The sequence below is a fragment of the Lysobacter sp. DMC97 genome (genome assembly GCF_056313745.1).
The window spans coordinates 179,767-204,253 of the sequence record NZ_JBQUZR010000006.1 but is presented as its reverse complement, the minus strand read 5'-3'; the positions used below and the strand labels follow the sequence as shown (position 1 = coordinate 204,253).

The window sequence follows — 24,487 nt, the reverse complement described above, 5'->3', positions numbered from 1 at the left end:
CATTCCCGCGGCCATTGACTACATATCTAGAGACAAGGCGTTTTTCTTCGCCCCCCTAGTGTGCGTTTTACGCACACTAGGGTCAACCAAATTCTTCTTTGATTTTCAACTGTTATCAGATTTGTCAAATACGTGAAAACGAGGGGTTTTGAAAATGACATCCAGTCGAATCAAAGCCGCTGGCGCTATCGTTTTACTGCTATTCTCAATCTCCGCCTCAGCCGAAGATGAGATCAAGTTTTTTATAGCGAAAATCGACCCCGGCGCATTTGCCGGAACCTCGATAAGCGACCCGTGCTACACATCAGGTTCGAAGTATTTCAACGGCGGTGAAACAATTTTCATCACGGGAAGGAAGACTTGCTCAAAGTACTCAGCAAGCGAGACATTCCTTGAGTTCGCTTGGAAAGGTGAATTCTTCTACATAGAAGAAAACAAAATTTCTCTTACAGAAGAACAAAAAGAGAAAATTTCGTCCTTTTCTGATAGAGACTGGTCCTCACTACATGAAAATGGGAAATATGTTTCACTTATCGCCCAAAAGTCACGGATAGATAAACTGCTATCAACAATCAAATCCATGAGCTCTTATGGCGCCATCATTGCCGATTGGAGCCTTACAGACGAAAGCGAATACACCAATGGCACTGGACTGAAATTCGAAGTACTGAACCCAACGAAGAAAACGATAAAATACATGTGGATCACCGTATCCGCGCTAAATCCGGTAGGCGACCCTTTTGGTGGGCATAAGACACTTAAATTGGTTGGCCCTATCGAGCCCGACATGTCCGGCACTTATGACTTTGACTATGTCTGGATGAGCGACATGCCCAGCACAGCCAAAATACGCTCCGTGAAAATACAATACATGGACGGCTCTGTTCGCAACATAACAACACCGGACAAAATGATATTCAGCGAAGATCAGACTGAAATCTACAAAGACGTCACCAGTCAATAGCAAGCAACGCACCTGCTCAGGTTATCATTTGTCTGGACTGGATGCCGACACGACGAAGGACACCGCCACGATGACCCTCATTGCCATCCTCGTCGTCATCGCCGTGATCGCGCTGTTCCTGCAGCGACAGCGATCGAGAACGAAACCCGCGTCGGCCGAGCCTGCTTCTCCGGAGGCGGCATTGTTGCGGCTGTGCCACGGGGACGCAGCGAAGGTGGAGCGCCTGATCGCGCTGGAGCTGAAGGCGACGCCGTCGATCTCGCGTTCCGCGGCGATCGAGCGCGCTGCCTATCGACTTCGCCGCGACAATCACTAGGCCGGTCGTCCCGGCGAGCGCGAACGCCGTCGCGGCGCCGTCCTGATCGAAACGCCGAACTGCCGCGTCACCCGCAGCCCGCTCCGGGCGCTACGATCGTGTCCCCCGCCATCGAGTGCCCGCATGGACCCCGAACGCAAGCGTGCGCTGAAGAAGCTCGGCAAGGCCGAGGTGCAGCGGCAGTCGGACGAGGTCCGGCGGGTGCTGGACGAGGCGAATCCCATGGATGCGACGTCCGATGCGTGGATCAAGGGCCACAAGCTCGGCACCGAGCGCGAGCGCTGGCTGCGCAAACGGCTGCCGACACTGCATCGGCCGCAACTGGACGCACTCTTCGTGGTGTGGCCGTACGCCGGCAGCGGCTGGGTGCCGACGCCGGGCGGTTACGTGCAGTGCGAGGACTGCGGCTCGGCGCTGCCGTCGATGCGGCCGAAGTCGTGGCTGTACAGCACCGGCTGCCGCTGCGGGAACATCACGTGGTGGGAGTTCCTGTGGTGGCGGCGGATCACGGTGCGCCGGCCCGATCGCGTCATCGCGATCAAGCTGACCGGGCGCGGGCAACCGCCGCGCGGCGCGTGAGGCAGGCCAGCTTTCAGCCGGACCTCATGCAGGCGCTTCTTCGCCCACCCCCACCTCCCGATCGATCACCGCCACCGTGCGGCGGTAGAGGTCGTCGGCCGCTTCCGGCGTGTCGGCGATGCTGACCAGGCCGAGCTTGCCGAATTCGCTGAGCGCGCCGATGAGGTTGAACACCACGCCCTGCTGGCGCGTCGGGTCGAAGTGCAGGCGATGCTCGACGATCAGGTCGACGAGGTCGTCGGGCGTCAACCGGCGGTATTCGGGCCTGCGCAGGTTGTCGGTGGCGCGGTAGACGCGGCGCTGGCCGGTGGGCGTGACGAACTCGCAGCGTTCGGGGTCGTAGCGGCCGTCGGTGAGGAACTGCAGCATCTGGAACGGCAGCGTGGTGCCGCCCTTGCGCAGGTTGATCTCGATGGCAAAGTGCCGCCAATCGTCGCCGTCGCGCACGGTCACGAAGTCGACGCTGAAGCGGCCGAGCACGCCGTGGCCGCGCAGCACGTCGCCGATGCGCACGCCCGCCGCCTGCAACGAGGCGCGATAGCGCGCGTCGGCCGGGAACGTGCTGCCGAGGAACACCTGCCCGGTCGGGCCGCCGAGCAACTGGTCGTGGGTAGAGATGACCTCCAGCGTGCCGATCGCGCTGCTGCGGAGTTGCACCGACGGCGAGCGCTTGTCGTCGCCGTCGATCCACGCCTCGACCACGCCGCCGGTCGCGGCGAACTTGGCGAGGTAGCCGGCGGCGTCGAGGCCGTCGGCCTCGGGCTTCAGCCGCTGCGGCATCGCCTCGCGCACCCATGCGGGCGTGACCGCGCCGGCATCCGCGCCCGCGAACTCGAACACCGCGTTGCCTTCGCCGGAAAAGCCGTCCTCCTGCTTCACCACCGCGCGACGCAGCGTCGGGTTGCGCCGTTTCAGCGCGGCGAGCGCGTCGCAGAGTGCATTGAGGTCGCGCAGGTCTTCGGCGCCGTCGGGCAGCGGCACGCCGGCCTCGCGGAACGCGCGCCGGCTGCCGCTCTTGGTGCCGAGCCAGCCCAGCGCGGGATCGCACGCGTACAGCGGGATGCCCAGCCGCACTGCCAGCGTGACTTCGTCGGCGGTGGTGTTGAAACAGCTGATGTGCGAGGTCGCGGGATCGGCGATGGCGTCGCGGATGCGCTGCAGCAGGCGCGGGCGTTCGAGGATCTTCGACGTGAGCGAGCGCGCCGCGCCGTCGTAAGCCGACAGCAGCGTGAGCCGCCGACGCGCGTGGCCGGCGGGCACGCCGGTGAGCAGGCCGAGGTAGTAGTCGATCACCGCCGGATCGACCGGCGTGCTGGTGACGTAGACGATGCGGGTGCGCGGCAGCCGCAGTAGCATGAGCAGGCTGAGCTGGCGCTCCTCGTAGTGCGGCGCGCCGACGATCCGGCCCAGCGTCTCCTGGTCGAGGCTCAGGCCCGGGATCACCACCACCGTGCGCTCCGCCAGCGGGTCGGCGTAGACCTCGCGGAACATCGGCGCCAGCCGCGTCTGCAACGCGAGGAAGCGGGCGCGCTCCTCGCCGGAGCCGGGTGCGGGCCAGGCGTCCTGCGAGGCGATCTGCGGGCAATCCCGTGCGTGGGCCTGCATGCGGCGCTCCTTCCGCGGCGAGGGGTCAGTCGCCGGCGGCGGCGTTGAAGGGACGGTGGAAGGCGGGGTCGTCGATCAGGGCCGACAGCCGCAGCGCCAGCCGGTCGATCCACGCCACGCGCTCCGCCGCGTCCGCGAGCACGTCCTGGCGCAGTTCGATCAGCAGGTGCGGCAGTCCGTGCGGTTCGGCGTGGGTGGCCATGGTGTAGCCGAAACCGACGCGGCCGGAGTACGGCACGTTGTCGCCGGCATCGAGGCCGTCCAGCTCGCGCAGCGCGCGCAGGAACGGCTGCGCCATGCGGCCGTCCTCGTTCCACAGCGCGGCCACCGGCCAGCGCCGCTTCTCGCCGCCGAGTTCGGGCGTGAAGCTGTGGATCGAGATGATCGCGGGGCATTCGCCGGCGAGCAGGCGGTCGTGCAGCCAGCCGGCGATGGCGCGGTGGTAGGGCTGGTGCAACTGTTCCCAGCGGCAGCGGCGCGCGTGTTCGGGCAGCGCGATGTTGCCGGGCACCACGGTGCCGTCGCTGACCGACGGGCACAGCGTGGCGTCGTCCCAGGTGCGGTTGGCGTCGATCACCAGCCGCGAGCAGCCGTGCAGGAACGCCGGCACGCCCAGCCGCGCGGCCAGCGCGCGGGTCACGTCGGCGGCGTGCAGGTCGACGGCGATGTGCCGCGCGAACGCGGCGTCCGGCAGGCCCAGCCGGCCCAGCGCGGCGGGCACGGCATCGGACGCGTGGTCGCACAGCAGCAGGGCCCGCGTCGAGGCGCCCGGGACGTGGGTGAACACGGGCGGATCGAGCGGGCCGGTCAGCGGCGGAAAGGCCCCGGCATGCGGGTCGCCGACGGGGTCGTCGTCGAAGGGCATGGGTCGATCATGGCAAGTCGCCGCGGCACGGACAAGCGCGACGATCGATCAAGCAGTCGAATGCTCAGGCGCCCACGCGCCGGCGCACGGCGTCGAAATCGCGCACCTGGCGGACCTCGACGGCACCGTAGCGGCTCCACGGCCAGGCCTCGGCCATGCGCACGGCCTCGTCCAGGCTGTCGGCCTCGATCAGGCTGTAGCCGGCCAGGAACTCCTTCGTCTCGGCGAACGGCCCGTCGGTCACGCGCAACGCGCCGTCGCGCACGCGCAGGGTGCGCGCGGTCGAGGCGTCCTCCAGCTGCTGCGAGCCGATCAGCCGACCTTCGGCCTCCAGCGCGTCGGCATGGGTGATGCAGCCGTGCATCAGGCGGTCGAACTCGTCCGGCGGCAGCGTCGCCATCAGCGCGGGGTCGGTGTGGATCAGCAGAAGAAAGCGCATCGCGGGTCCCGGGGGCGGCCTTGGCCTGCGGATGATGCCCCAGTCGGGCCGTCGCGGCCCGTGCCATCCGGCGAATCGCCCGATGCGAAAAAAATTTCCGGCGGCGTGTCGATTCCCGTCGCGCCGGATCGTCGTACCGGATGAAGACCCCTTCCAACCGAGGACGCGACATGAAAGTGATGGCGATCGTGAAGGCCACGCCCGACTCCGAGGCCGGCCGCCTGCCCGACCCGGCGCTGTTCGAGGCCATGGACCGCTTCAACCACCAGTTGGCCGATGCCGGCGTGCTGCTGGCCGGCGAAGGCCTGAAACCGTCGTCGGCCGGCGTGCGCGTGCATTACGACGGCCCGCAGCGGCACGTCGTCGACGGCCCGTTCGCCGAAACGAAGGAACTCATCGCCGGCTTCTGGCTGTGGCAGGTGCGGTCGATGGAGGAAGCCATCGAATGGGCACGCCGCTGTCCCAGCCCGCACCAGGGTCCCAGCGTGGTCGAGCTGCGGCCGCTGTACGAAGCCGACGACTTCGGCGAGGCCTTCACCCCCGAACTGCGCGAACGCGAGGAACAGCTGCGCGCCCGCCTCGACGCACACCCCTGACCCGCCGCAGCTTCCCCGCCCCCGCCCTGCCCACCCGACCGGAGACCTCCGCCATGCACGCCATTCCCTACCTGAACTTCGACGGCCAGTGCGCCGACGCCTTCGCCTTCTACCGCGACGCGCTCGGCGGCGAGATCGTGATGTCCTCGACCTACGGCGAATCGCCGATGCGCGACCAGGTGCCGCCGGACACACGCGACCGCATCATGCACTGCCACCTCGTCGCCGACGGCGCCGAGATCATGGGCGCCGACGGCCCGCCGCCGCACGACGGCCACGGCAACACCTGCGTCAACCTGATGATCGACGGCATCGAACAGGCCGAACGCGTCTTCGCCGCGCTGTCCGCCGGCGGCACGGTGCACATGCCGCTGCAGGAGACCTTCTGGGCGCATCGCTGGGGCGCGTTCGCCGACCGCTTCGGCAAGCCGTGGATGGTCAACTGCATGAAGCAGCCCGGCTGACGCCGCCTTCCGACCGCCAGGAACCCGCCCATGTCCCGCACCCTCTTCATCAGCCTGCCCGTCGCCGACCTGCCGCGGTCGATCGCGTTCTTCGAGGCGCTCGATTTCCCGTTCGACCCGGCGTTCGCGAGCGACCAGGGCGCGTGCCTGCAGATCTCCGAACACGCGCGGGTCATGCTGGTCGCGCGGCCGGTGTTCGCCGGGCTCACCACCAAGCCGATCGCCGATGCGCACGCGGTGACCGAAGCACTGCTCGCGCTGTCGTGCGACAGCCGCGACGCGGTCGACACACTGGTCGCGCAGGCGGTGGCCGCTGGCGGCAGCACGCCGAACGCGGCGCAGGATCACGGCTTCATGTACGACCACGGCTTCGAGGACCTCGACGGCCACATGTGGGGCGTGTTCTGGGTCAAGGACATACCTCGCGAGGGCATGCCTCCCGCCGCCGACGCCTGACGCTTCGCCCCTTCCCGACAGGAGATTCCCGCCATGACATCCGACACCGGCACCGTCCGTTTCCACCGCGTGCTGCGCGCGCCGCCCGAGCGCGTGTACCGCGCCTTCCTCGACGCCGACGCCAAGGCGAAATGGCTGCCGCCGCACGGTTTCACCGGCAAGGTGCACCACCTCGACGCGCGCGTCGGCGGCAGCTACCGCATGAGCTTCACCAACTTCTCCACCGGCGCCAGCCACAGCTTCGGCGGCACCTACACCGACCTCGTGCCGAACGAGCGCATCCGCTACACCGACCGCTTCGACGATCCGAACCTGCCCGGCGAGATGACCGTCGAGGTCGAACTGCGCGCGGTGTCGTGCGGCACCGAAGTGAACATCGTGCAGTCGGGCATTCCGGCGGCGATTCCGGTCGAGATGTGCTACCTCGGCTGGCAGGAATCGCTGACCCTGCTCGCGCAGCTGGTCGAACCCGCAATCCCCGACGGCGCCTGAGCGCGTCGACCGACGAGGACATCCGCCATGACCGAGACCGCACTCGAAACGCGACGGACGCTGCCGTTCCCGCCCGACGCGATCTACACCGCCTTCGCCGATCCCGCCTGCCTCGCGACGTGGTGGGGACCGGACGGCTTCACCAACACGTTCGACGTGTGCGACTTCGCGCCCGGCGGCCGCTGGGACTACACGATGCACGGCCCCGACGGCCGCGATTACCCGAACCGCAGCGTGTTCGCCGCGCTGGAACCGGGTCGCCGCGTCGTGATCGAGCATGTGAACGCACCGCTGTTCACGCTCACGGTCACGCTGCGCGACGCCGACGGCGGCACCGACCTGCACTGGCACCAGGACTTCCGCGATCCCGCCGTCGCCGAGGCGCTGCGCGCGATCTGCGAACCGGCGAACGAGCAGAACCTCGATCGCCTGACCGCCGCGCTGCGCGCGCGGCATCCCGTCGCCGGCTGACCGGCCTGCCGCAACGCAACGCAACGCAGAGACAGGAGAACGCACATGGCCTATGTCGATGGTTACGTGGTGCCCGTTCCGAAGGCGAAACTCGACGCCTACCGCAAGCTGGCGCGCAAGGCCGGCAAGGTCTGGAAGTCGCACGGCGCGCTCGAATACGTCGAGTGCGTGGCCGACGACGTGAAGCCCGGCAAGCACACGTCGTTCCCGCAGGCGGTGAAGCTGAAGGACGATGAGGTGGTGGTGTTCGCGTGGATCGTCTATCGCTCGCGCGCGCACCGCGACAAGGTCAACCGCCTGGTGATGGCCGATCCGTTCTTCGGCGGCACGCCGTCGGCCGACATGCCGTTCGACGGCAAGCGCATGTTCTGGGGCGGATTCAGGGAGATGGTCCGGCTGTGAGCGTGCAGGATGCAAGCCGCCGCCGCCGCGGCGCTTGCATGCGCTCGGTGGCGGTGCTGTCATCGCGGGGATGATCGAGGACCGACTCCACCGCACGCTCGACGCCCTGTGGCGCATGGAGGCGCCGCGGCTGGTCGCGCGGATCGCGCGCATCATCGGCGATGTCGGCATCGCCGAGGAACTCGCGCAGGACGTGCAGGTGGCGGCGCTCGAACGCTGGCCCGCGGATGGTGTTCCCGACAACCCGGCGGCGTGGCTGACCACCGCCGCCAAGCGCCGCGCGATCGACCACCTGCGCCAGCGTGCGCTGCACGCGCAGAAACTGGGCGAATACGGCGCGGACCTGGAGGCGTTCGGAGCGCACATGCAGGAGGATCGCGCCGCGGACGAAGCGGACGACGCCATCGGCGACGACCTGCTGCGGCTGATGTTCGCCGCCTGCCATCCGGTGCTGCCGCGCGAATCGCGCGTCGCGCTGACCCTGCGCCTGCTCGGTGGCCTGACCACGACCGAGATCGCGCGCGCCTTCCTGCAACCGGAACCGACGGTGGCGCAGCGCATCGTCCGCGCCAAGCGAACGCTGTCGGAGAAGCAGGTGCCATTCGAAGTGCCGCAGCGTGCGGAACTGCGCGAACGCCTCGATGCCGTGCGCGAAGTGGTCTACCTGATCTTCAACGAAGGCTACGCCGCCAGCGCCGGCGAGGACTGGATGCGGCCGGCGCTGTGCGAGGAAGCGCTGCGCCTGGGCCGCGTGCTGGCCGGCCTGCTGCCGGACGACGATGAAACGCTGGGCCTGCTCGCGCTGATGGAACTGCAGGCCTCGCGCGCGAAGGCGCGCGTGACCGCCGACGGCACGCCGATCCTGCTGCCCGACCAGGACCGCAGCCGCTGGGATCGCCTGCAGATCGCGCGCGGACTGGCCGCGCTGGATCGTGCGCAGCGGCGCATGGTGGCCGCCGGCGAAGCGCCCGGCCCGTACGTGATGCAGGCCGCGATCGCCGCCTGCCATGCGCGCGCGCGCCGCGCCGACGACACCGACTGGGCGCGGATCGCCGCGCTCTACGGCGCGCTGGCGCGCATCGCGCCGTCGCCGGTGGTCGAACTCAATCGTGCAGTGGCCGTTGCGCAGGCGCAGGGCCCGGCCGCGGCGCTGCCGCTGCTCGACGCCCTGCACGACGCCCCCGCGCTGCGCGACTACGCCCTGCTGCACGCCGCGCGCGCCGACGTGCTGCTGAAGCTCGAACGCCGCGACGAGGCCCGCGACGCCTTCACGCGCGCCGCGGCCCTCGCGGGCAACGCGCGCGACCGCGTCCTCATGCATGCGCGTGCCCGCGCCTGCATCGGCGATTGAGCGCCGGCCAACGATTTCCCAACGATTCGCTCACGCTTTCGCAACGATTCGGCCGGCCTGCGCCGCCGCTGGCGTCATGCAGCTTGCCCGGTCGCGCCGGCCCGGCGACACTCGACGCATGCGCATCCTGCTCATCGAAGACGACGAATCGCTCGGCGAGGGCGTCCGCACGGCGCTGCGGCGGGCCGCCTTCACCGTCGACTGGCTGCGCGACGGCGCCAGTGCGCTGTCGGCGCTGCGCGACGGCGGCGTCGATCTGGCGGTGCTCGACCTGGGCCTGCCGCAGATGGACGGCATGGAGGTGATCCGCCAGGCGCGGCGCGCGGGCGTGATCGCGCCGATCCTGGTGCTGAGCGCGCGCGAACGCGCCGCCGACCGCACCCTCGGCCTGGATGCCGGCGCCGACGATTACCTCGGCAAGCCCTTCGACACCGGCGAACTGCTGGCCCGCGTGCGCGCGCTGCTGCGCCGCACCGGCGGGCGCGCGGCACCGACGCTGCGCATGGGCGCACTCGAACTGGACCCCGAGCGGATGGAGGTGATCTGGCGCGGCCGCAGCTTCGACCTGCCGCGACGCGAGTTCGCGCTGCTGCGGCTGCTGATGGAACAGCGCGGCCGGCCGATCTCGCGCGAATCCGCGCAGCAGCGGCTCTACGGCTGGGACGAGGACGTCACCAGCAACACGCTCGACGTCCACGTGCACGCGCTGCGCAAGAAACTCGACCCGGCGCTGATCCGCACGCTGCGCGGCGTCGGCTACGCGCTGGACGAACGCGTGGCGCAGGACGCCGGCGACGGTGACACACCGGCATGAGCAGGCCGGCATGAGCGCGCCGCAGGACGCCGCGCCCGCGCGGCGGATCTCGATCCGCCGCGCGCTGCTCATCGGCCTGCTCGGGCCGACCACGCTGCTGCTGCTCGCGGCGGTGGGCGTGAGCTACCACACCGGCCTGCAGGAAGCAGGCGAACTGTTCGACGCCAAGCTCGCGCATTCCTCGCGGGTACTGATGAGCCTGGTCGACGAACCGCTGGCGCACCTGGACGTGACGTCCGGCGACCATCACGAACACGCATTGCGGGTGCAGGTCTGGCGCGGCCAGGTGGACGGCGTCGGCACGGTGCTGGCGCAGACCGGCGGCCACGCCTACGAGACCAAGCTGGCGTTCCAGGTGCGCGATGCCGGCGGCAAGTTGCTGCTGCGTTCCGACAGCGGCCCCGACCAATGGCTGGCGCCGCTCGTGCCGGGCTTCGCCGATCGCGTGATCAATGGCCAGCACTGGCGGACCTTCACCCTGCGCGCGCCGTCGGGGCGCTGGTACCAGTCCGGCGAACTGGCCGCGATCCGCGAGGAGATCGCCGAGGACATCGCGCTCGGCACGCTGCTGCCGCTGCTGGTGGCGCTGCCGCTGATCGCGTTGCTGACCTGGGGGGTGGTCGGCTGGGCCAGCCGCAGCGTCGAAAGCGTGTCCGACGCGGTGGCCCGCCGTGAACCGGAGCATCTGGAACCGATCGAGACCACGCGCGTGCCGCGCGAAGTGCATGGCCTGGTGCAGGCGGTCAACGGCCTGCTCGATCGCCTGCGCCGCGAACTCGCGCGCCAGCGCCGCTTCACCGCCGATGCCGCGCACGAACTGCGCACGCCGATCGCCGCGCTGCGCGTGCACGCCTACAACCTGCGCCACGCCGGGAACGACGACGAACGCGCGCAGTCGCAGACCCACCTCGACGCCGGCATCCGCCGCATGGAACAGCTCGTGGCGCAGCTGCTGGCGCTCAGCCGAATCGAGAGTGCCGGCGCCACCCGCACGCACGTCCCGGTGGACCTGGTCGCGCTGGTGCGCCAGCACGAACGCGACTTCGGCGCGCTCGACATCGCCGCCGGCAAGCACTTGCGGCTCGAACTCGCACCGGCCGCCGTCTCCGGCGATGCCTCGGCGCTGGACGCGCTGGTGCGCAACCTCGTCGACAACGCGCTGCGCTACACGCCCGCCGGCGGCGAAGTGCTGGTGCGCACGGCGCGCGAACCCGGCGGCGTGGTGCTGACGGTCGAGGATTCCGGCCCCGGCATCGCCGAAGCCGCACGCGAACGCGTGTTCGAACGCTTCCACCGCGAACTCGGCACCGGCGTGGAAGGCAGCGGCCTGGGCCTGGCGATCGTCGCCGAAGCCCTGCTGCAGCATGACGGCCGCATTGCGCTCGACGCCTCGCCGACCCTCGGCGGATTGCGCGCGACGGTGACGCTGCCGACGGCGTGATCGCCGCACGAGTGCAGGCAGACGACACGGGGCACACGGTCGCGACTCACGTCGCTCCTACAGAGCAGGCATGCCGCGCTTTTGTAGGAGCGACGTGAGTCGCGACCCGATTGATTTTCAGAAAGCCGCGCGTCCATGGGACGCGGCCGCGTTCGCCCGCGGCCCGCGCCTCAGAGCTTGTAACCCGTATGGATCGCCACGATCCCGGCGGAGAGATTCTTGTACGAGCAGCGCTCGAAGCCGGCGGCGTCCATCATGCCCTTGAGCTGGTCCTGCGGCGGATGCTTGCGGATGGACTCGGCGAGGTACTGGTAGCTGTCGCTGTCGTTGGCGAAGAGCTTGCCCAGCCGCGGCAGCACCTTGAACGAATGGAAGTCGTAGATCGGCTTGAACCAGTCGGCGGTGACTTCGGAGAACTCCAGCACGCGGGCCTGGCCGCCGACGCGCAGCACGCGGTGCATCTCGCGCAGCGCGGCGTCCTTGTCGGTGACGTTGCGCAGGCCGAAGGCGATGGTGACGAGATCGAAGCTGGCGTCCGGGAACGGCAGTTTCTCGGCGTTGCACTGCACGTACTCGAAGCCGCGGACGTTGCCGCGATCGGTCATGCGGTCGCGGCCGACACGGAGCATCGCGCCATTGATGTCGCCGAGGACCAGTTCGCCCTCGTCGCCCACGCGGTCCTTCAGCAGCGCGGCGATGTCGCCGGTGCCGCCGGCGAGGTCCAGCACGCGGTCGCCCGGGCGCACCTGCGCGGTGGCGACGAAGTAGCGCTTCCACACCCGATGGATGCCGAGGCTCATCAGGTCGTTCATCAAGTCGTAGTTGCCGGCGACCGAGGAGAAGACCTCGCCGACCAGCTTCTGCTTCTCGGCGACGGGCACGTCGCGGAAACCGAAGTGGGTGGTGTCGGGGGCGGCGTCGGCTGCGGGATCGCGTTCGGGGCTGTTCATGGCGGCAGTTTACCGCGCCCTCCCTTACCTGCCGATCCGCGCGTCCCGTGCTGCGGTCGCCGGCTGCGTCCTTGTCTTCGCCCTTCGCCGACCAGCGGAGACGCCGGCGAAGCGTTTCGCCAAGGGATCGTGTCGCATTCAACCCATCCCCACCCCAGCCCTCCCCTTGAAGGGGAGGGAGAGCCGCACCGGTCCGCAATCCATTCATTGCAAGCGGCAAAAAACGGCATGGCGTCTTGAAGCCCTCCCCTTCAAGGGGAGGGCTGGGGTGGGGATGGGTTCGCACGCATGAGGCTCGTCTGCGCGCATCGCCGCGCCTCTTCCGCCTGATGCATCAGTCGCGAAGCGGCGCCGTCGGCGCTCACGCCGGCTTGTTCACCATCAGCCAGAAAATCGCCATCACGCTGAGGAACGCCGGCCAGCCCAGCCAGAACCACCACCGCATCGCCCGGAAGTAGTCCGGCGGCAGCGGCGTGCCGGCGGCGGCAGCGGCGCGGGCCAGGTCACGGGCGCGCAGCTGCAGCCACAGCACCGGCAGCCAGCAGGCGCCGACCACGAAGAACAGCACCAGCGCGGTCTTCAGCCAGAACATCGACAGCGGCAGCCCGGCCATCTGTGCCAGCCACAGGCCGCTGGCGAACTGCACCACCACCGCCGGCGCGGTGAAGCAGGCGTCGGCGACGACCACGGTCGACGCGGTGGCGGCGATCTCGCGCGGGTCGCCGCGGCGGTGCGCCATCCACAGGAAGAACGCGATGCCCAGCCCCGTGCCGAACAACAGGGTCGAGGACAGGATGTGGATCCATTTCAGGGTGAAGTAGTCCATCTCATCTCCGGTCGGACAGCACCCACAGCACGGCCACCGCGGGCAGCACGACGAGGTTCTTGGCGAGGCCGCCCAGCGGGTCCCGCCACTGCGCCGGCAGCAGCAGGCCGAAGGCGAGCGTGTAGGCGAGCACGCTGGCCAGCATCAGCGCGAGGCAGGCGCGCGGCCGCCAGCCGCTGGCGAGCCACAGACCGAGGACGAGATCGAGCCCCGCCCCGCCGCGGGCCAGCGCGACCGGCGCGGCGTCGGCCAGCGGCGAACCGGCGGCGAGGTGTTCGATGTCCGCCGCGGGCGTGGCGAACCCCGCCCAGGCCGACAGCAGCCACAGCGCGACGACGCCCGCCTTCAGCAGCGGCGTGACGGGATACAGCCGCGCATGCCAGCGGTCCTGTACCTGCGCGGGATGCGCGGCGAGCACGGCGTCGAGCGGGCGCGGCTCGAAGCCGAAGGCGTCGCGCAGTTTCGGCAGGGCATCGTCACCGGCGACCACGCCGCGGCGGAGCATGCGCCAGGTCGTGCCGCCGATCGGGCCGCTGCCGACAATCTCGCCCAGCGCCACGCCGAGCCCGACCAGCCCAGCCGGCACGCGCCAGACGCGGGTCCCGGGCAGGCGCAGCCAACGCCGCCACGCCAGCAGGTAGTCGCGCAGCGACAGGCGCTGCGGCCCGCCGACGTCGAAGATGCCGCAGGCCTCGCCCGCGACCGCGCGCGCGACCAGCCGGCCGAGGTCTTCCGCCGCCACCGGCTGCTGCGGCCACAGGCCGTCGCCGGGCACCATCACGCCGAACGGCAGCGCCGCCAGCGCGCGCAGCAACGAGGTGCCGCCGTACGAGCCCGCCGGCGAGTAGACCAGCGCCGGCCGCAGCACCACCGACGGCAGCGGCAGCGCCTGCAATTCGGCGTCGAAGCGGTGCTTGCTGGCGACGAAGGTGCCGTCGGCCGGATCGCCGACCGACGAGATCTGCACGAAGCGGCGCACGCCGGCGTCGACGCAGGAGCGGGCCAGCGCCAGCGGCGCGTCGACGTGGATCGCCTCGAACGTCTGCCGGCCGGTCTCGCGGAGGATGCCGGCGGCGTTGACCACGGCGTCGACGCCGGCCAGCGCGTCGCGCCAGTGCTCTGGCGCGGTCATCGCGGTGAAGTCGCAGATCCGCTCGTCGTCGTGCAGCGGCCGGCCGGGATCGCGGACGCCGCGCAGCACGCGCCAACCGTCGCCGCGCAGGGCGGCGATGACGTGACCGGCGATGAAGCCGTTGCCGCCGAGCACTAGGACGGTGCCGGCGGAGACGGGCGCGGGAGGAAGCGACATGCGCGCACGCTACCGGTCGCGGTGCGCGTGCGCCAGCCCGGACGCGCCGAAGCGTGCCCGGTCACGCGATCACTGCATGCGCGGCTTCGCGGCGTCCTGCTGTGCGACGTCCTGCGCCGGCTGCGCGAAGGCCTGCGCCTGGCCGTTCGGCTGCGGCGTGTCGATCCTCGCCACCGCCTGCTGCATGTCGGTACGCAGCGCGTCGTTGACCGGCAGCGGCGTGGCGATCTTCGCCGAGGGATCGGACAGGCTGCCCTGCACCGCGATCAGGTCGGTGCGACGGTCGTTGAACACGACATGGTCGGGCGTGATGCCCTGCGCCGAGGCATGCGCGGCGATGCCGGCGGCGACGCGCTGGCGATCGGCACCGAAGGCGTCGGCGGGGATGTTCGGCGAACGGTCGAGCGCGTCCATCGCGTGGCGGACGGCCGGGTGATCGCCTTCCGGTGCCCGCGCCGGTGCAGGCGGGGCCTGCACTTCCGGCATCGTGATCGGCACGTGGCGATGCGTGGTCGCGGTGTGGTCGAAATTGCCCGGCGTCGGCGGAGCCGTGCCGGTGTTGACGTAGGGCTGGCGTCCACCGGCGGCACCGAGGTTCAGGCCGTTGCGCTCCACTTGCGCCTCGCTGATGCCCAGCGTCGACATGTTGAGTTCGAGTTGCGGACTGCGGCCCGCGGCGGCGTGGGTCGGCGCGTTCGCGCGCTCGACCTGCACCGCGAAGCTGACCAGGTTGGTGGCGTAGTAGTTCTGGTAGTTCGAATCGCCGTTCGCGCCCAGGCGCGCCGTGGCGGCCGGCTGGTCGAAGTAATGCCGGCCCATCGCCTCGGTGTTGGCGGCGTTGATCGGCAGGCTCATGTCGGCGCTGGCGGTGAGGCCGGGGCGCAGCGCGTAGGTGGACGGCGCGCCGGCCGCGCCCGGCGTGACCGCGATGAAGTCCTGCATGCGCGACGGATTGGCGCGGTAGATGTCTTCCAGCGACGGATTGGCGTTGCCGTTGGCGCGGACCATGCTGACCGTGGCGTTGTAGCCGGCGATGTGCGCGCTGGCCTCGTCCGTGCGGTTGGCGGCGAGCCGCGTCGCCAGCACGGCGGTGTAGTCGTGGTGCGCGGACGCACTCTGGCCGATGCGGTTGCCCTCGGTGGCGAGGGTGGCGTCCGCGGCCGCCTGCGTCGGGCGGTTGATCGCGTGCTGGATCTCGTGGCCCATCACGAAGGTCAGCTCGCCGGCGTTGTAGCGGCCGCCGGCGGGTGTGCTGATGATCGACGCCGGCAGCTCCATGGTCCGCGCGGTCGGGTTGTATTGCCCGCCGGCGTGGGTGCCGGCCGGCAGCAGCGCGAACCCGCGCAGGTCGCCCGAGGCGACGGCGGTGTTGATCTGGTCGACCAGCGCCGGGGAATGGCTGAGGGCACTGGCGAAATTGGTGCGCTGGTCCGGGGTCAGCGAGGCGTTGAACGCATCGACCTGGGTCTGCGCGGCGGCACTGAGCGGCATGACGGGGTTCCTCCTGGAGGCCCGGCGCAGCGAAGGGCGCGCGCCGGCGGAAATGGGATCGGCAGGGCCGCGCTTACTCGGCGAAGACGGTCTTCACGCAGGCGTGCGCGATCTTCTCGGGGCTGTCGTCGTTCTCGCCGCGGGTTTCGACGGTGACCTTCAGCGCGTCGCGCGTGAAGGTGTCGTGGATCACCCGGTTGTGCTCGCCGCGGTAGGTCTCGCGCTGGAAACCGGCGGCCACCAGGTCGGCGGCGAAGCGGTCGAAATCGAGCGCGCAGAGGTCGCTGGCGGACGGGTAGGCGTTGGGATCGGCCGGGCGGAAGGCGAACTCGAAGCGCGGGCCGTACGGCGGCTTCGGATCGAGCTCGATCGAGGTCCACCAGTCGGCGGTGATCTGCTCGCCGAAGCCGAGCCGGCCGTCGTGGCTGGCGAACGCCACGCCGAACGCGCGCTGGAGGGCGGCGCCGTCGATGTCCTCGATCCGGTGCGCGCCGCGCAGCAGGTCCAGCAGCTTCTGCAGCGAATGCTCGGCGTCGAGCTGCGGCGACAACGGCTTCGCGGCCTGGGCTTGGGGCGACATGACGGTTTCCTCCTTGGCGGAACTGGGGGCGGGGGGTGCGGACGGATGCACGCAGGCGGACAGGGCGAACGCCAGCGCGCAGGCCGGCGCGGTGGCGGCGAAGCGGCGCGGCGGGGGCGATGCCGGCATGGCGATCATCCTTGCGTGGGGGGACAGGGGACTATACGTCGAAGCCCTGCAGGGGCGGCCGCGACTTCCTGAACGCCACGGACCGGGCGGCGACCGATCGCCCCGCGTCCCGGATCGATAGCCTGAATCCGACCCACGTCGCGGCATCGATCGCCGGACCTGATCGGCGTCAAACCGGAATGTGAACGGCGTCGCGATACTGGGGACAGGCTCTCGGGGGGGAAGCCGCCATGCCATCCGACTCGTCCGTCCTCGCACGACCACTGCTGATCGACAGCGACGCGGCGCTCGACCGCTATCTCCAGACCTACCCGCAGGTGCCCTTCACCGACACCGGGGCCGGCGCCGGCATCGACCTGCCGGCTTGGCGGGCGCTGGGCGACGACGCGGTGGAGCAGAGCTGGCGCACGGCGCAGACCCTGGGCGTGCCGCTGGTGCGGCTGTCGCGGCTGCACCCCGACCCCGCGGCGGTGGCGATGATCGGACCGGACCTGGCGCGGCAGCTGCGCGCCGTCCCGCTGCGCGCCCACGGCGGCATGATCGCGGTGGCGATGGAGGACCCGGGCACGCGGCAGACGCAGGGCGTGCTCGACTTCATCAGCCGCCTGCACGTGGTCCCGCTGGTCGGCTCGCCGCGCGAGGTCCGCGACGGCATCGCCCGCTGCTACGACCGCGTGGAGGACCGCAACGTCGCCCGCCAGCTCGGCATCGATCCCGAATCGCTCGCCGGCGAGACCAATCCCGCCGAAGCGCAGCGGCTGGCGAAGGAACAGCCGGTGGTGCGGATCGTCCACACGCTGATCGCCGACGCGGTGGCGCGGCGCGCGTCGGACATCCACCTGCGCCCCGGCGAGCACGGCACCGACGTGCTCTACCGCATCGACGACGAACTGGTGCCGGTGCGCCAGTTGCTGCGCGCGCTGCATCCGGCGGTGGTCGGCCGGATCAAGGTGCTGGGGCAGATGAACCTCGCCGAGCACCGGCGCCCGCAGGACGGCCGCACCAGCTTCCCGCTGGAGGACGGCCGCCACGTCGACCTGCGCATCTCGGTGCTGCCGGCGGTGTTCGGCGAGAGCGTGGTGATCCGCCTGCTGGACCCGGACGAAAGCCTGTGGAACCTCGAACAGCTGGGCCTGACCGATCGCGACCGCGAGCGGCTGGACGACGTGATGGACACCAGCCACGGCATGTTCCTCACCACCGGCCCGACCGGCTGCGGCAAGTCGACCACGCTGTACGCGATGCTGCTGGAGATGCGCAAGCGCCGGGTGAACATCCTCACCATCGAGGACCCGGTGGAGTTCCACATCGAGGACATCCAGCAGATGCAGGTGAACCGCGCCGCCGGCTTCACCTTCGCCGGCGCGATGCGCAACTTCCTGCGCCACGACCCGGACGTGATCATGGTCGGCGAGATCCGCGACCGCGAGACCGCGGGCATCGCGGTCGAGAGCGCGCTCACCGGCCACCTCGTGCTGAGCACGCTGCACACCAACACCGCAGCGACCACGATCACCCGCCTGCTCGACCTCGGCGTCGAGGCCTACCTGCTGCGCGCCTCGCTGCTGGCGGTGATGTCGCAGCGGCTGGTGCGCGTGACCTGCCCGCACTGCCGCATCGTCGAACCGGTGATCCCGCACGTGCGCGAACGCCTGGGCGTGGGCCTGGACGAGGTGTTCCACACCGGCCGCGGCTGCGAACACTGCGAAGGCCTGGGCGTGCACGGCCGCCGCGCCGTGTACGAACTGATGACGATCACCCCGCGCCTGCGCCGCCTGATCGTGCCCGGCGCCGAAGCCGACGTCCTGCACGATGCCGCCGTCGAGGAGGGCATGGTGCCGATCACCCAGGCCGCCGTCACGCTGGCGCGCACCGGCGCGATCGCGCTGGCGGAAGCGTGGCGGGTGCGGGTGGAGTAGCGCGCCACCGCACTTCTCCGCGAACCTTCGCGGTAGAGCGGCCTTCAGGCCGCTGCTTTCGGGAATGCATCGTGAAATGCAGCGGCCTGAAGGCCGCTCTACCGGGACAGGTCAGGATTTCCGCTTCGCCCGCGGATGCGCACCGTCGTAAACCTTCGCGAGATGCTGGTAGTCGAGGTGCGTGTAGATCTGCGTCGTGGCGATGTCGGCGTGGCCGAGCAGTTCCTGCACGCCGCGCAGGTCGCCGGAGGATTCCAGCACGTGGCTGGCAAACGAATGCCGCAGCAGGTGCGGGTGCACGCGCTTGAACAGGCCCTGGCGCTGGGCGAGCGCGCGCAGGCGGATCTGCACCGCGCGCGGCGTGATCGGGCCACCGCCGCGACCAGGGAACACCGCGCCGTCGGGCTGGCCGCCGGAGTCGCGGCGCCAGTCGTCCAGCGCCTTCACGGCATGCGAGCCCACCGGCACCGTGCGCTGCTTGCTGCCCTTGCCGAGCACGGTGACCAGGCCGTCGGCCAGCGCGAGGTCGCGCCAGCGCAGCGCACACAGTTCGCTCAGGCGCAGGCCGGAGCTGTAGAACAGTTCGAGCATCGCGCGGTCGCGCAGGCCCAGCGGCGCGTCGGTCGGCAGTTCGACGAGATGCACGGCTTCGTCCACGTCCAGCACCTGCGGCAGCTTGCGCGGCGCCTTGGGCGCGCGCAGCGCGGCCGCGGGGCTGGCGGCGATGCGGCCGTGCTTCAGCAGCCACGCGTAGAAACTGCGGCAGGCCGACAGCCGGCGCTGCAGGCTCTTCGGCGACAGCCCGCGGCGATGCTCGGCGGCGACGAACGCGCGCAACTGCTCGGTGTGCACCGCGGCGAGATCGGCAATGCCCTGCTCCGTCGCCCATGCCGACAGGGCATCGAGATCGCGGCGGTAGGCATCGAGCGTGTGCGCGGACATGCGCCGCTCGACCTGCAGGTGCGACAGGAATTCCGCGGGTGCGGTGCTCACAGCTGCGCCCAGCGCTGGACCAGGCCGACCGCGTGGGTGAGCCCGAACACGAGGCAGATCAGCGAACTCCACACCCAGAAGCGACGATTGGCCACGCGCCCCGACGCCGCCACGACCAGCCCGGCCACGCCGCGCAGCGTGTAGACGCCGGCGATGGCGCACAGCGCGGGCCGCAGCAGCGGGAAGCGCGGCAGCACGCCGGCGCCGGACAGCGCGTACGCCGCCCACGCGGACAGCACCAGCACGATCACGCTCGTGACCAGCGTCGGCCGCCATTCGCCGCGTTCGGCCATCTTCGCCATCTGCTCGCCGGCGCCGAAGAAGCGATACCACGGTGCGCCGAAGACGATGCAGCCGACGTGCAGCAGCGCCGCCAGCGCGCTCAGCGCGGCCGCGACGACGAGCGCGAGGTTGACCGGGTCGTGGCCCATCGCCGGCGACCGTCAGGCCGCGAACCGACCCATCGCGGCGGCGAAGGCGTCGCCCATCATCCGCAGGAACAGCGTGCCCATGCCCGGGAAGAAGCGATTGGGGTCGCGGCTGCCGACCGCGATCAGGCCCAGCCCCGGCAGCGGCAGCAGCGCGCTGGACTGCACGTCCTCGGCGCGATCGGCGTACAGCACGGCGTTCTTTTCCGGCTGCAGGCGGCCGCAGATCGGCTCGCCGTCCTTCAGGCAGTCGCGGAACGGCGCCAGCCGCAGATCATCGGCCGCGAGCGTGCGCAGCCATTCGGCGTCGTCCAGCCCGGCCACGGGCGCATGCAGCACGATCCGCACCAGATCGCCGTTGAAATCCTCGGCCAGGCTCGCGGCCATCGCCCGCGCGGTGTCGGCGGCGGTGTGCTGCTTCATCAGCGCGAGCGTCAGCTGGTGCGTGCGCACGGCGAGGCGTTCGTTCTCCTGCGCGTTGGCGAACAGCTCGTGCAGCCGCCGCGACAACTCGCGGTTCTTGTCGCGCAGGATTTCCAGCTGGTAGCTGGCCAGCGATGCCGCCGGGCCCTGCTCGCGCGGCACCACGAGGGTGAGCGCGAGGTCGGGGAACTGCTGCAGGAAATTCGGATGACGCCGCAGCCAGGCCGCGATCTCGTGCGCGCCGATCTTCTCTTTGTCGTACATGCCCGGCTCCGGTGCCTGATGTTCGTGTGGCTGGTGTTCGTGTGCGTCGTCGTGCGTGCCGCTCATGCCCGCCACTCGCCCTCGAACACGAACGTCGCGGGGCCGGACATCGCCATCGGCGCGGCGGCGTCGGGCCACGCGATGCGCAGCGTGCCGCCGGGCAGCTCGACCGCGATCTCGCGATCGACCCGGCCGCGCCGCATCAGCACCGCCGCCGCCGCGCAGGCGCCGCTGCCGCAGGCGAGCGTCTCGCCCACGCCGCGCTCGTACACGCGCAGGCGGATGCGATCGCGCGCGACCACCTGCGCGAAGCCGACGTTGACCGAATCGGGAAACGCCGCATGCGCCTGCACCGCGGGGCCGAAGGTCGCGACCGGCGCGGCGTCGACGTCGTCGACCTCGATCACGGCGTGCGGATTGCCCATCGACACCGCGCCGAGTTCGACGGTCTCGCCGCCGAACACCAGCGGATACGCGTCGCGCGCGTCATCGAAGCCCAGCAGCGGCACGCGTGCCGGCGCGAACTCGGGCCGGCCCATGCCGATGCGGTAGTGGTGCAGGTCGAGCACGTCGACCGGATGCGCGCCGGCGGGGCTGTCGAGCATGAAATGGTCGACGAGGCAGCGCTCGGGATCGACCTGCACGCTGTCGCGCAGCACCCACGCGGCGACGCAGCGCGCGCCGTTGCCGCACTGGCCGGCGGTCGAGCCGTCGGCGTTGCGGATGCCGTAGGCCGCGGCGGCGCCGGGCGTGCGCGGCGGTTCGATGGTCAGGATCTGGTCGCAGCCGACGCCGACATGGCGATCGGCCAGCGCGCGGCAGAGCGCGGCGTCGGGCGCGACCGGCGCGGGATGGCCGGCGTGCGGCCGCAGGTCCAGCACGACGAAGTCGTTGCCGGCGCCGTGCATCTTGGTGAAGCGCAGGGGCACGCCGGGCCCGGACATGGCTCAGCGCCGGGGCGGCTTGGCGTCGCCGTCGGTGGCGGCAGGGGTCGCGTCGGCGGGCGCGGTGTCGGTCGGTACGGCGTCGGCGGGCGCGGCCTCGGCGGCCGGCGCGGTCTCCTGCGCGGGCGCATCGGGCAGCACCAGCGGCCCCTTGTTGCCGCAGCCCGACAGCGACAGCGCGAGCGCGAGGAGGACGGAAGCGGAAACGAGGCGTCGGTTCATGGGCGCAGTGTAGCCGCCGCGCCGGCCGGACGGAATGCGCCCGGCCTTGGGAAGAGCCATCGATTTCTCTTGGACCTCGGCATTCTTCAGCGCTTCGATACGCTTGGAGAAGGCCATGGTTTTGACCTGCCGGGGCCCCTGGTCGCGACGGGCTTCGCGGATCAGGCCCGAAGGGCGCGCGGCAGGAGGCCGCGCGTTTTTCGACCGGCACAAGGATGTGCTGTCGAAAAACCCCGCGAAGCCCGTGCACCCGACGCGCAGCGTCGGGCGCGACCGACGGGGGCGAAGGCGCCCGCTTGCGCGCCATTGGCGCGCGGGCGGCTGAGCGCCCATGCGCTGCGCGCATGGGCCGGGAATGCTTTCTTTTGGTGACCTTTTCTTGACTCGCGCCTGCGGCGCTCGCCCTCCGGGCCGGCTTCGCCGTTCGCGCCGCAAGCGGCGCAGTGCACAAGCAAAGAAAAGTCACTCGCTCGCGGCAGCGAGCGAAACAAGGGAGCAGCGGCAAAGATTCACGAGCGGGATCCCGGCACCCGCCGGGCTGACACGTGGTCACTCGATCATGCGGCTCGACGTCACTCGACGCGCGCGGTCGCGCCCAGCTGGTCCAGCAGGAACGCGTACATCTGCGCCTGCTCGCGGTAGCGGCGGAAGCGGCCGGACTTGCCGCCGTGGCCGGCGTCCATGTTGGTGCGGAACACCACCGGGCGATCGGACGTGTTCAGGTCGCGCAGGCGGGCGACGTACTTCGCCGGCTCCCAGTACTGCACCTGCGAGTCCCACAGCCCGGTGCCGACGAACATCGCCGGGTAGGCCTGCGCGCGCAGGTTGTCGTACGGCGAGTAGGTCAGCATGTAGTCGTAGGCCGCCTTCTCCTCCGGATTGCCCCACTCGTCGTATTCGTTGGTGGTCAGCGGGATCGTCGGGTCGAGCATCGTGGTGACCACGTCGACGAACGGCACCTGCGACAGGATCACGCGGTACTTCTCCGGCGCGAGGTTCGATACCGCGCCCATCAGCAGGCCGCCGGCGCTGCCGCCGTAGCCGGCGACGCGGTCCTTCGCCGCGTAGCCTTCGCGCACCAGGTAGTCGGTGACGTCGATGAAGTCGGTGAAGGTGTTCATCTTGTGCATCAGCTTGCCGTCGTCGTACCACTGGCGGCCCATTTCCTGGCCGCCGCGGATGTGGGCGATGGCGTAGACCATGCTGCGATCGAGCAGGCTGACCGCGGTGAGGCTGAACTCGGGGTCGCTGGTCAGGCCGTAGCTGCCGTAGGCGTACTGCAGCAGCGCGGCGGTGCCGTCGCGCTTGAAGCCCTTGCGGTAGACCAGCGACACCGGGATCTTCGTGCCGTCACGGGCCGGGGCCCACACGCGCTCGGTGACGTACTGCGCCGGGTCGTAGCCGATCACCGGCTGGCGCTTGAGCAGGCGGCGCTCGCCGGTGCGCACGTTCAGTTCGTACGTGGTGTCCGGCGTGGTCATCGAGGTGTAGCCGTAGCGCAGCCACTCGGTGTCCGGCTCGGCGTTGGTCTCCAGTTCCATCGCGTACGCCGGCTCGTCGGCCTTCACGAACTCCTCGCCGTCGACGCGCAGCAGGCGGATGCGCTGCAGGCCGTCGGAACGCTCCTCGATCGCGGTGAAGCCGTCGAACAGCTCGTAGCCGTCGATGAACACGTCGTCGCGGTGCGGCACCCATTCCTGCCACGCAGCGCGCGAGGTCGTGCCGTCGGGCGCGGTCATCAGCTTGTAGTTCGGCGCGGGCCGGCCCTGCGCGTCGGGTGCGTTGGTGTGGATCACCCAGCGGCCGTCGAAGTGGTCGGCGTCGTATTCCACGTCGCGCTCGCGCGGCGCCAGCACGACGAAGGTCTCGGGGTTCGACGCCGGCGCGCAGCGCACTTCGCTGGAGACGGTGCTCTCCACGCCGATGCACAGGTAGGCGTCGTCGCGGGTGCGGCCGATGCCGATGTAGAAGCTGTCGTCGTGTTCTTCGTAGACGACCGGGTCGTCCTTCGCCGGCGTGCCCAGCACGTGCTTCTTCACGCGCACGGTGAGCAGCGTCTCGGGGTCGTTCTCGATGTAGAACAGCGTGCGATTGTCGTCGGCCCAGACCACGTCGGGCGACACGCCGTGGATGGCGTCGGCGAAGATCTCGCCGGTGTCGAGATCCTTGAAGCGGATCGTGTACTGGCGACGGCCGCTGGTGTCCTCGGCCCAGGCCAGCAGGCGGTTGTCCTGGCTGATCTCCCAGTCGCCGACGCTGAAGTAGTCCTTGCCCTTCGCCATCGCGTTGACGTCGAGCAGCACCTGTTCGTCGGGGCCGCGGCTGCCGTCGGCGGCGGCCTTCGCGCGCAGGTAGACCGGATAGTCCTGGCCGCTGGTGAAGCGGCTGTAGTACCACCAGCCACGCTCGCGGTACGGCACCGAGTCGTCGTCCTGCTGGATCCGTCCGACGATCTCGCCGTACAGCGCGTCCTCCAGCGGCTTCAGCGGCGCCATCACCCGGTCGGCGTAGGCGTTCTCGGCTTTGAGATAGCCCAGCACCGCCTTGTCCTTGCGCTTGTCGTCGCGCAGCCAGTAGTAGTCGTCCTCGCGGACCGCGCCGTGCGGCGCCCTGACCTGGTGGGGATGCTTCGCGGCATCGGGCGGTGCGGGCAGATCGGCGGCAGGCGTGGACACGGACAGGGTCATGAGCAGGAGGAAGGCGTGGAGGGTCTTCATGGGGGGGCGCCAGGGGCGGCGGGCAAGGCCCGACAGG

Annotated in this window: 27 protein-coding genes; 13 read left to right on the top strand and 14 right to left on the bottom strand. The window is 70.2% G+C overall.

Translation table 11 applies throughout. From position 1 onward, the window contains the following. Positions 1–154: 154 nt before the first annotated feature. The 3 genes from ACT53Q_RS14395 (at position 155) to ACT53Q_RS14385 (ending at position 1,859) form a co-directional block, all read left to right on the top strand. Complete coding sequence (locus tag ACT53Q_RS14395) at positions 155–964, top strand: hypothetical protein (protein WP_476187340.1); 810 nt, start codon at positions 155–157, stop codon at positions 962–964. Between the two features lie 70 nt (positions 965–1,034). Continuing rightward, the gene (locus tag ACT53Q_RS14390) at positions 1,035–1,280 is read left to right on the top strand and encodes a hypothetical protein (protein WP_476187339.1); all 246 of its coding nucleotides are present in this window, start codon (positions 1,035–1,037) and stop codon (positions 1,278–1,280) included. A gap of 123 nt (positions 1,281–1,403) precedes the next feature. Continuing rightward, a complete protein-coding gene (locus ACT53Q_RS14385; RefSeq protein ID WP_476187338.1) occupies positions 1,404–1,859 on the top strand; it encodes a hypothetical protein in 456 nt (151 codons plus the stop codon). 24 nt (positions 1,860–1,883) lie between these two features. On the opposite strand, the gene ACT53Q_RS14380 is transcribed toward ACT53Q_RS14385, so the two are convergent. The 3 genes from ACT53Q_RS14380 to ACT53Q_RS14370 form a co-directional block, all read right to left on the bottom strand. Next, entirely contained in the window at positions 1,884–3,464 is a 1,581-nt protein-coding gene (locus ACT53Q_RS14380) for a peptide ligase PGM1-related protein (RefSeq protein ID WP_476187337.1), read from the bottom strand. Between the two features lie 25 nt (positions 3,465–3,489). Beyond that, positions 3,490–4,329, bottom strand: coding sequence for an N-formylglutamate amidohydrolase (locus tag ACT53Q_RS14375; RefSeq protein WP_476187336.1), 840 nt, complete (start codon positions 4,327–4,329; stop codon positions 3,490–3,492). A gap of 64 nt (positions 4,330–4,393) precedes the next feature. Next, positions 4,394–4,768 carry a YciI family protein gene (locus ACT53Q_RS14370; RefSeq protein ID WP_476187335.1) on the bottom strand — a complete coding sequence of 125 codons (375 nt, stop codon included), beginning with the start codon at positions 4,766–4,768 and terminating at the stop codon, positions 4,394–4,396. A gap of 170 nt (positions 4,769–4,938) precedes the next feature. On the opposite strand from ACT53Q_RS14370, the gene ACT53Q_RS14365 reads away from it, so the two are divergent. The 9 genes from ACT53Q_RS14365 (at position 4,939) to ACT53Q_RS14325 (ending at position 11,255) form a co-directional block, all read left to right on the top strand. Beyond that, entirely contained in the window at positions 4,939–5,364 is a 426-nt protein-coding gene (locus ACT53Q_RS14365) for a YciI family protein (protein WP_476187334.1), read from the top strand. Between the two features lie 53 nt (positions 5,365–5,417). Then, the gene (locus ACT53Q_RS14360) at positions 5,418–5,828 is read left to right on the top strand and encodes a VOC family protein (RefSeq protein ID WP_476187333.1); all 411 of its coding nucleotides are present in this window, start codon (positions 5,418–5,420) and stop codon (positions 5,826–5,828) included. 30 nt (positions 5,829–5,858) lie between these two features. Beyond that, a complete protein-coding gene (locus ACT53Q_RS14355) occupies positions 5,859–6,284 on the top strand; it encodes a VOC family protein (protein ID WP_476187332.1) in 426 nt (141 codons plus the stop codon). Between the two features lie 33 nt (positions 6,285–6,317). Beyond that, the gene (locus tag ACT53Q_RS14350; protein WP_476187331.1) at positions 6,318–6,776 is read left to right on the top strand and encodes an SRPBCC family protein; all 459 of its coding nucleotides are present in this window, start codon (positions 6,318–6,320) and stop codon (positions 6,774–6,776) included. A 27-nt stretch (positions 6,777–6,803) separates the two neighbouring features. After that, positions 6,804–7,247, top strand: coding sequence for an SRPBCC domain-containing protein (locus ACT53Q_RS14345; protein ID WP_476187330.1), 444 nt, complete (start codon positions 6,804–6,806; stop codon positions 7,245–7,247). Positions 7,248–7,292: 45 nt separating this feature from the next. After that, positions 7,293–7,649 carry a DUF1428 domain-containing protein gene (locus ACT53Q_RS14340; RefSeq protein ID WP_476187329.1) on the top strand — a complete coding sequence of 119 codons (357 nt, stop codon included), beginning with the start codon at positions 7,293–7,295 and terminating at the stop codon, positions 7,647–7,649. 70 nt (positions 7,650–7,719) lie between these two features. Beyond that, entirely contained in the window at positions 7,720–9,000 is a 1,281-nt protein-coding gene (locus ACT53Q_RS14335) for an RNA polymerase sigma factor (protein WP_476187328.1), read from the top strand. A 118-nt stretch (positions 9,001–9,118) separates the two neighbouring features. Beyond that, positions 9,119–9,814: a response regulator gene (locus ACT53Q_RS14330; protein WP_476187327.1), complete on the top strand. Its 696-nt coding sequence runs from the start codon at positions 9,119–9,121 to the stop codon at positions 9,812–9,814. Positions 9,815–9,878: 64 nt separating this feature from the next. Continuing rightward, on the top strand, positions 9,879–11,255 hold the full coding sequence (locus ACT53Q_RS14325; protein WP_476187547.1) for an ATP-binding protein: 1,377 nt from the start codon (positions 9,879–9,881) through the stop codon (positions 11,253–11,255). Positions 11,256–11,425: 170 nt separating this feature from the next. On the opposite strand, the gene ubiE is transcribed toward ACT53Q_RS14325, so the two are convergent. From ubiE to ACT53Q_RS14300, 5 genes are all read right to left on the bottom strand, one after another. Further along, on the bottom strand, positions 11,426–12,205 hold the full coding sequence (ubiE, locus tag ACT53Q_RS14320; protein ID WP_476187326.1) for a bifunctional demethylmenaquinone methyltransferase/2-methoxy-6-polyprenyl-1,4-benzoquinol methylase UbiE: 780 nt from the start codon (positions 12,203–12,205) through the stop codon (positions 11,426–11,428). Positions 12,206–12,566: 361 nt separating this feature from the next. Further along, on the bottom strand, positions 12,567–13,031 hold the full coding sequence (locus ACT53Q_RS14315; protein WP_476187325.1) for a DUF2269 family protein: 465 nt from the start codon (positions 13,029–13,031) through the stop codon (positions 12,567–12,569). Position 13,032: 1 nt separating this feature from the next. Next, on the bottom strand, positions 13,033–14,340 hold the full coding sequence (locus ACT53Q_RS14310; RefSeq protein ID WP_476187324.1) for an SDR family oxidoreductase: 1,308 nt from the start codon (positions 14,338–14,340) through the stop codon (positions 13,033–13,035). Positions 14,341–14,409: 69 nt separating this feature from the next. Further along, positions 14,410–15,831 (bottom strand): XVIPCD domain-containing protein, encoded by a 1,422-nt coding sequence (locus ACT53Q_RS14305; RefSeq protein WP_476187323.1) that lies wholly within the window; start codon positions 15,829–15,831, stop codon positions 14,410–14,412. A 73-nt stretch (positions 15,832–15,904) separates the two neighbouring features. After that, a complete protein-coding gene (locus tag ACT53Q_RS14300) occupies positions 15,905–16,540 on the bottom strand; it encodes a hypothetical protein (protein ID WP_476187322.1) in 636 nt (211 codons plus the stop codon). A 230-nt stretch (positions 16,541–16,770) separates the two neighbouring features. Between ACT53Q_RS14300 and ACT53Q_RS14295 the strand changes: the two genes are divergently transcribed. Further along, the gene (locus ACT53Q_RS14295; RefSeq protein ID WP_476187321.1) at positions 16,771–18,459 is read left to right on the top strand and encodes a GspE/PulE family protein; all 1,689 of its coding nucleotides are present in this window, start codon (positions 16,771–16,773) and stop codon (positions 18,457–18,459) included. Between the two features lie 111 nt (positions 18,460–18,570). On the opposite strand, the gene xerC is transcribed toward ACT53Q_RS14295, so the two are convergent. The 6 genes from xerC to ACT53Q_RS14265 all read right to left on the bottom strand — a co-directional run bounded on the left by xerC (position 18,571) and on the right by ACT53Q_RS14265 (position 24,450). Next, the gene (xerC, locus tag ACT53Q_RS14290) at positions 18,571–19,452 is read right to left on the bottom strand and encodes a tyrosine recombinase XerC (protein WP_476187320.1); all 882 of its coding nucleotides are present in this window, start codon (positions 19,450–19,452) and stop codon (positions 18,571–18,573) included. Next, positions 19,449–19,883, bottom strand: a complete 435-nt coding sequence (locus ACT53Q_RS14285; protein ID WP_476187319.1) for a hypothetical protein — start codon at positions 19,881–19,883, stop codon at positions 19,449–19,451. The genes xerC and ACT53Q_RS14285 overlap by 4 nt, the downstream gene beginning before the upstream one ends. 12 nt (positions 19,884–19,895) lie before the next feature. After that, positions 19,896–20,567, bottom strand: a complete 672-nt coding sequence (locus tag ACT53Q_RS14280; RefSeq protein ID WP_476187318.1) for a DUF484 family protein — start codon at positions 20,565–20,567, stop codon at positions 19,896–19,898. 62 nt (positions 20,568–20,629) lie between these two features. After that, positions 20,630–21,511 carry a diaminopimelate epimerase gene (gene dapF, locus ACT53Q_RS14275; RefSeq protein ID WP_476187317.1) on the bottom strand — a complete coding sequence of 294 codons (882 nt, stop codon included), beginning with the start codon at positions 21,509–21,511 and terminating at the stop codon, positions 20,630–20,632. Positions 21,512–21,514: 3 nt separating this feature from the next. Continuing rightward, positions 21,515–21,850, bottom strand: a complete 336-nt coding sequence (gene lptM, locus ACT53Q_RS14270; protein ID WP_476187316.1) for an LPS translocon maturation chaperone LptM — start codon at positions 21,848–21,850, stop codon at positions 21,515–21,517. Between the two features lie 455 nt (positions 21,851–22,305). After that, entirely contained in the window at positions 22,306–24,450 is a 2,145-nt protein-coding gene (locus tag ACT53Q_RS14265) for a S9 family peptidase (RefSeq protein ID WP_476187315.1), read from the bottom strand. Positions 24,451–24,487: the final 37 nt, after the last annotated feature.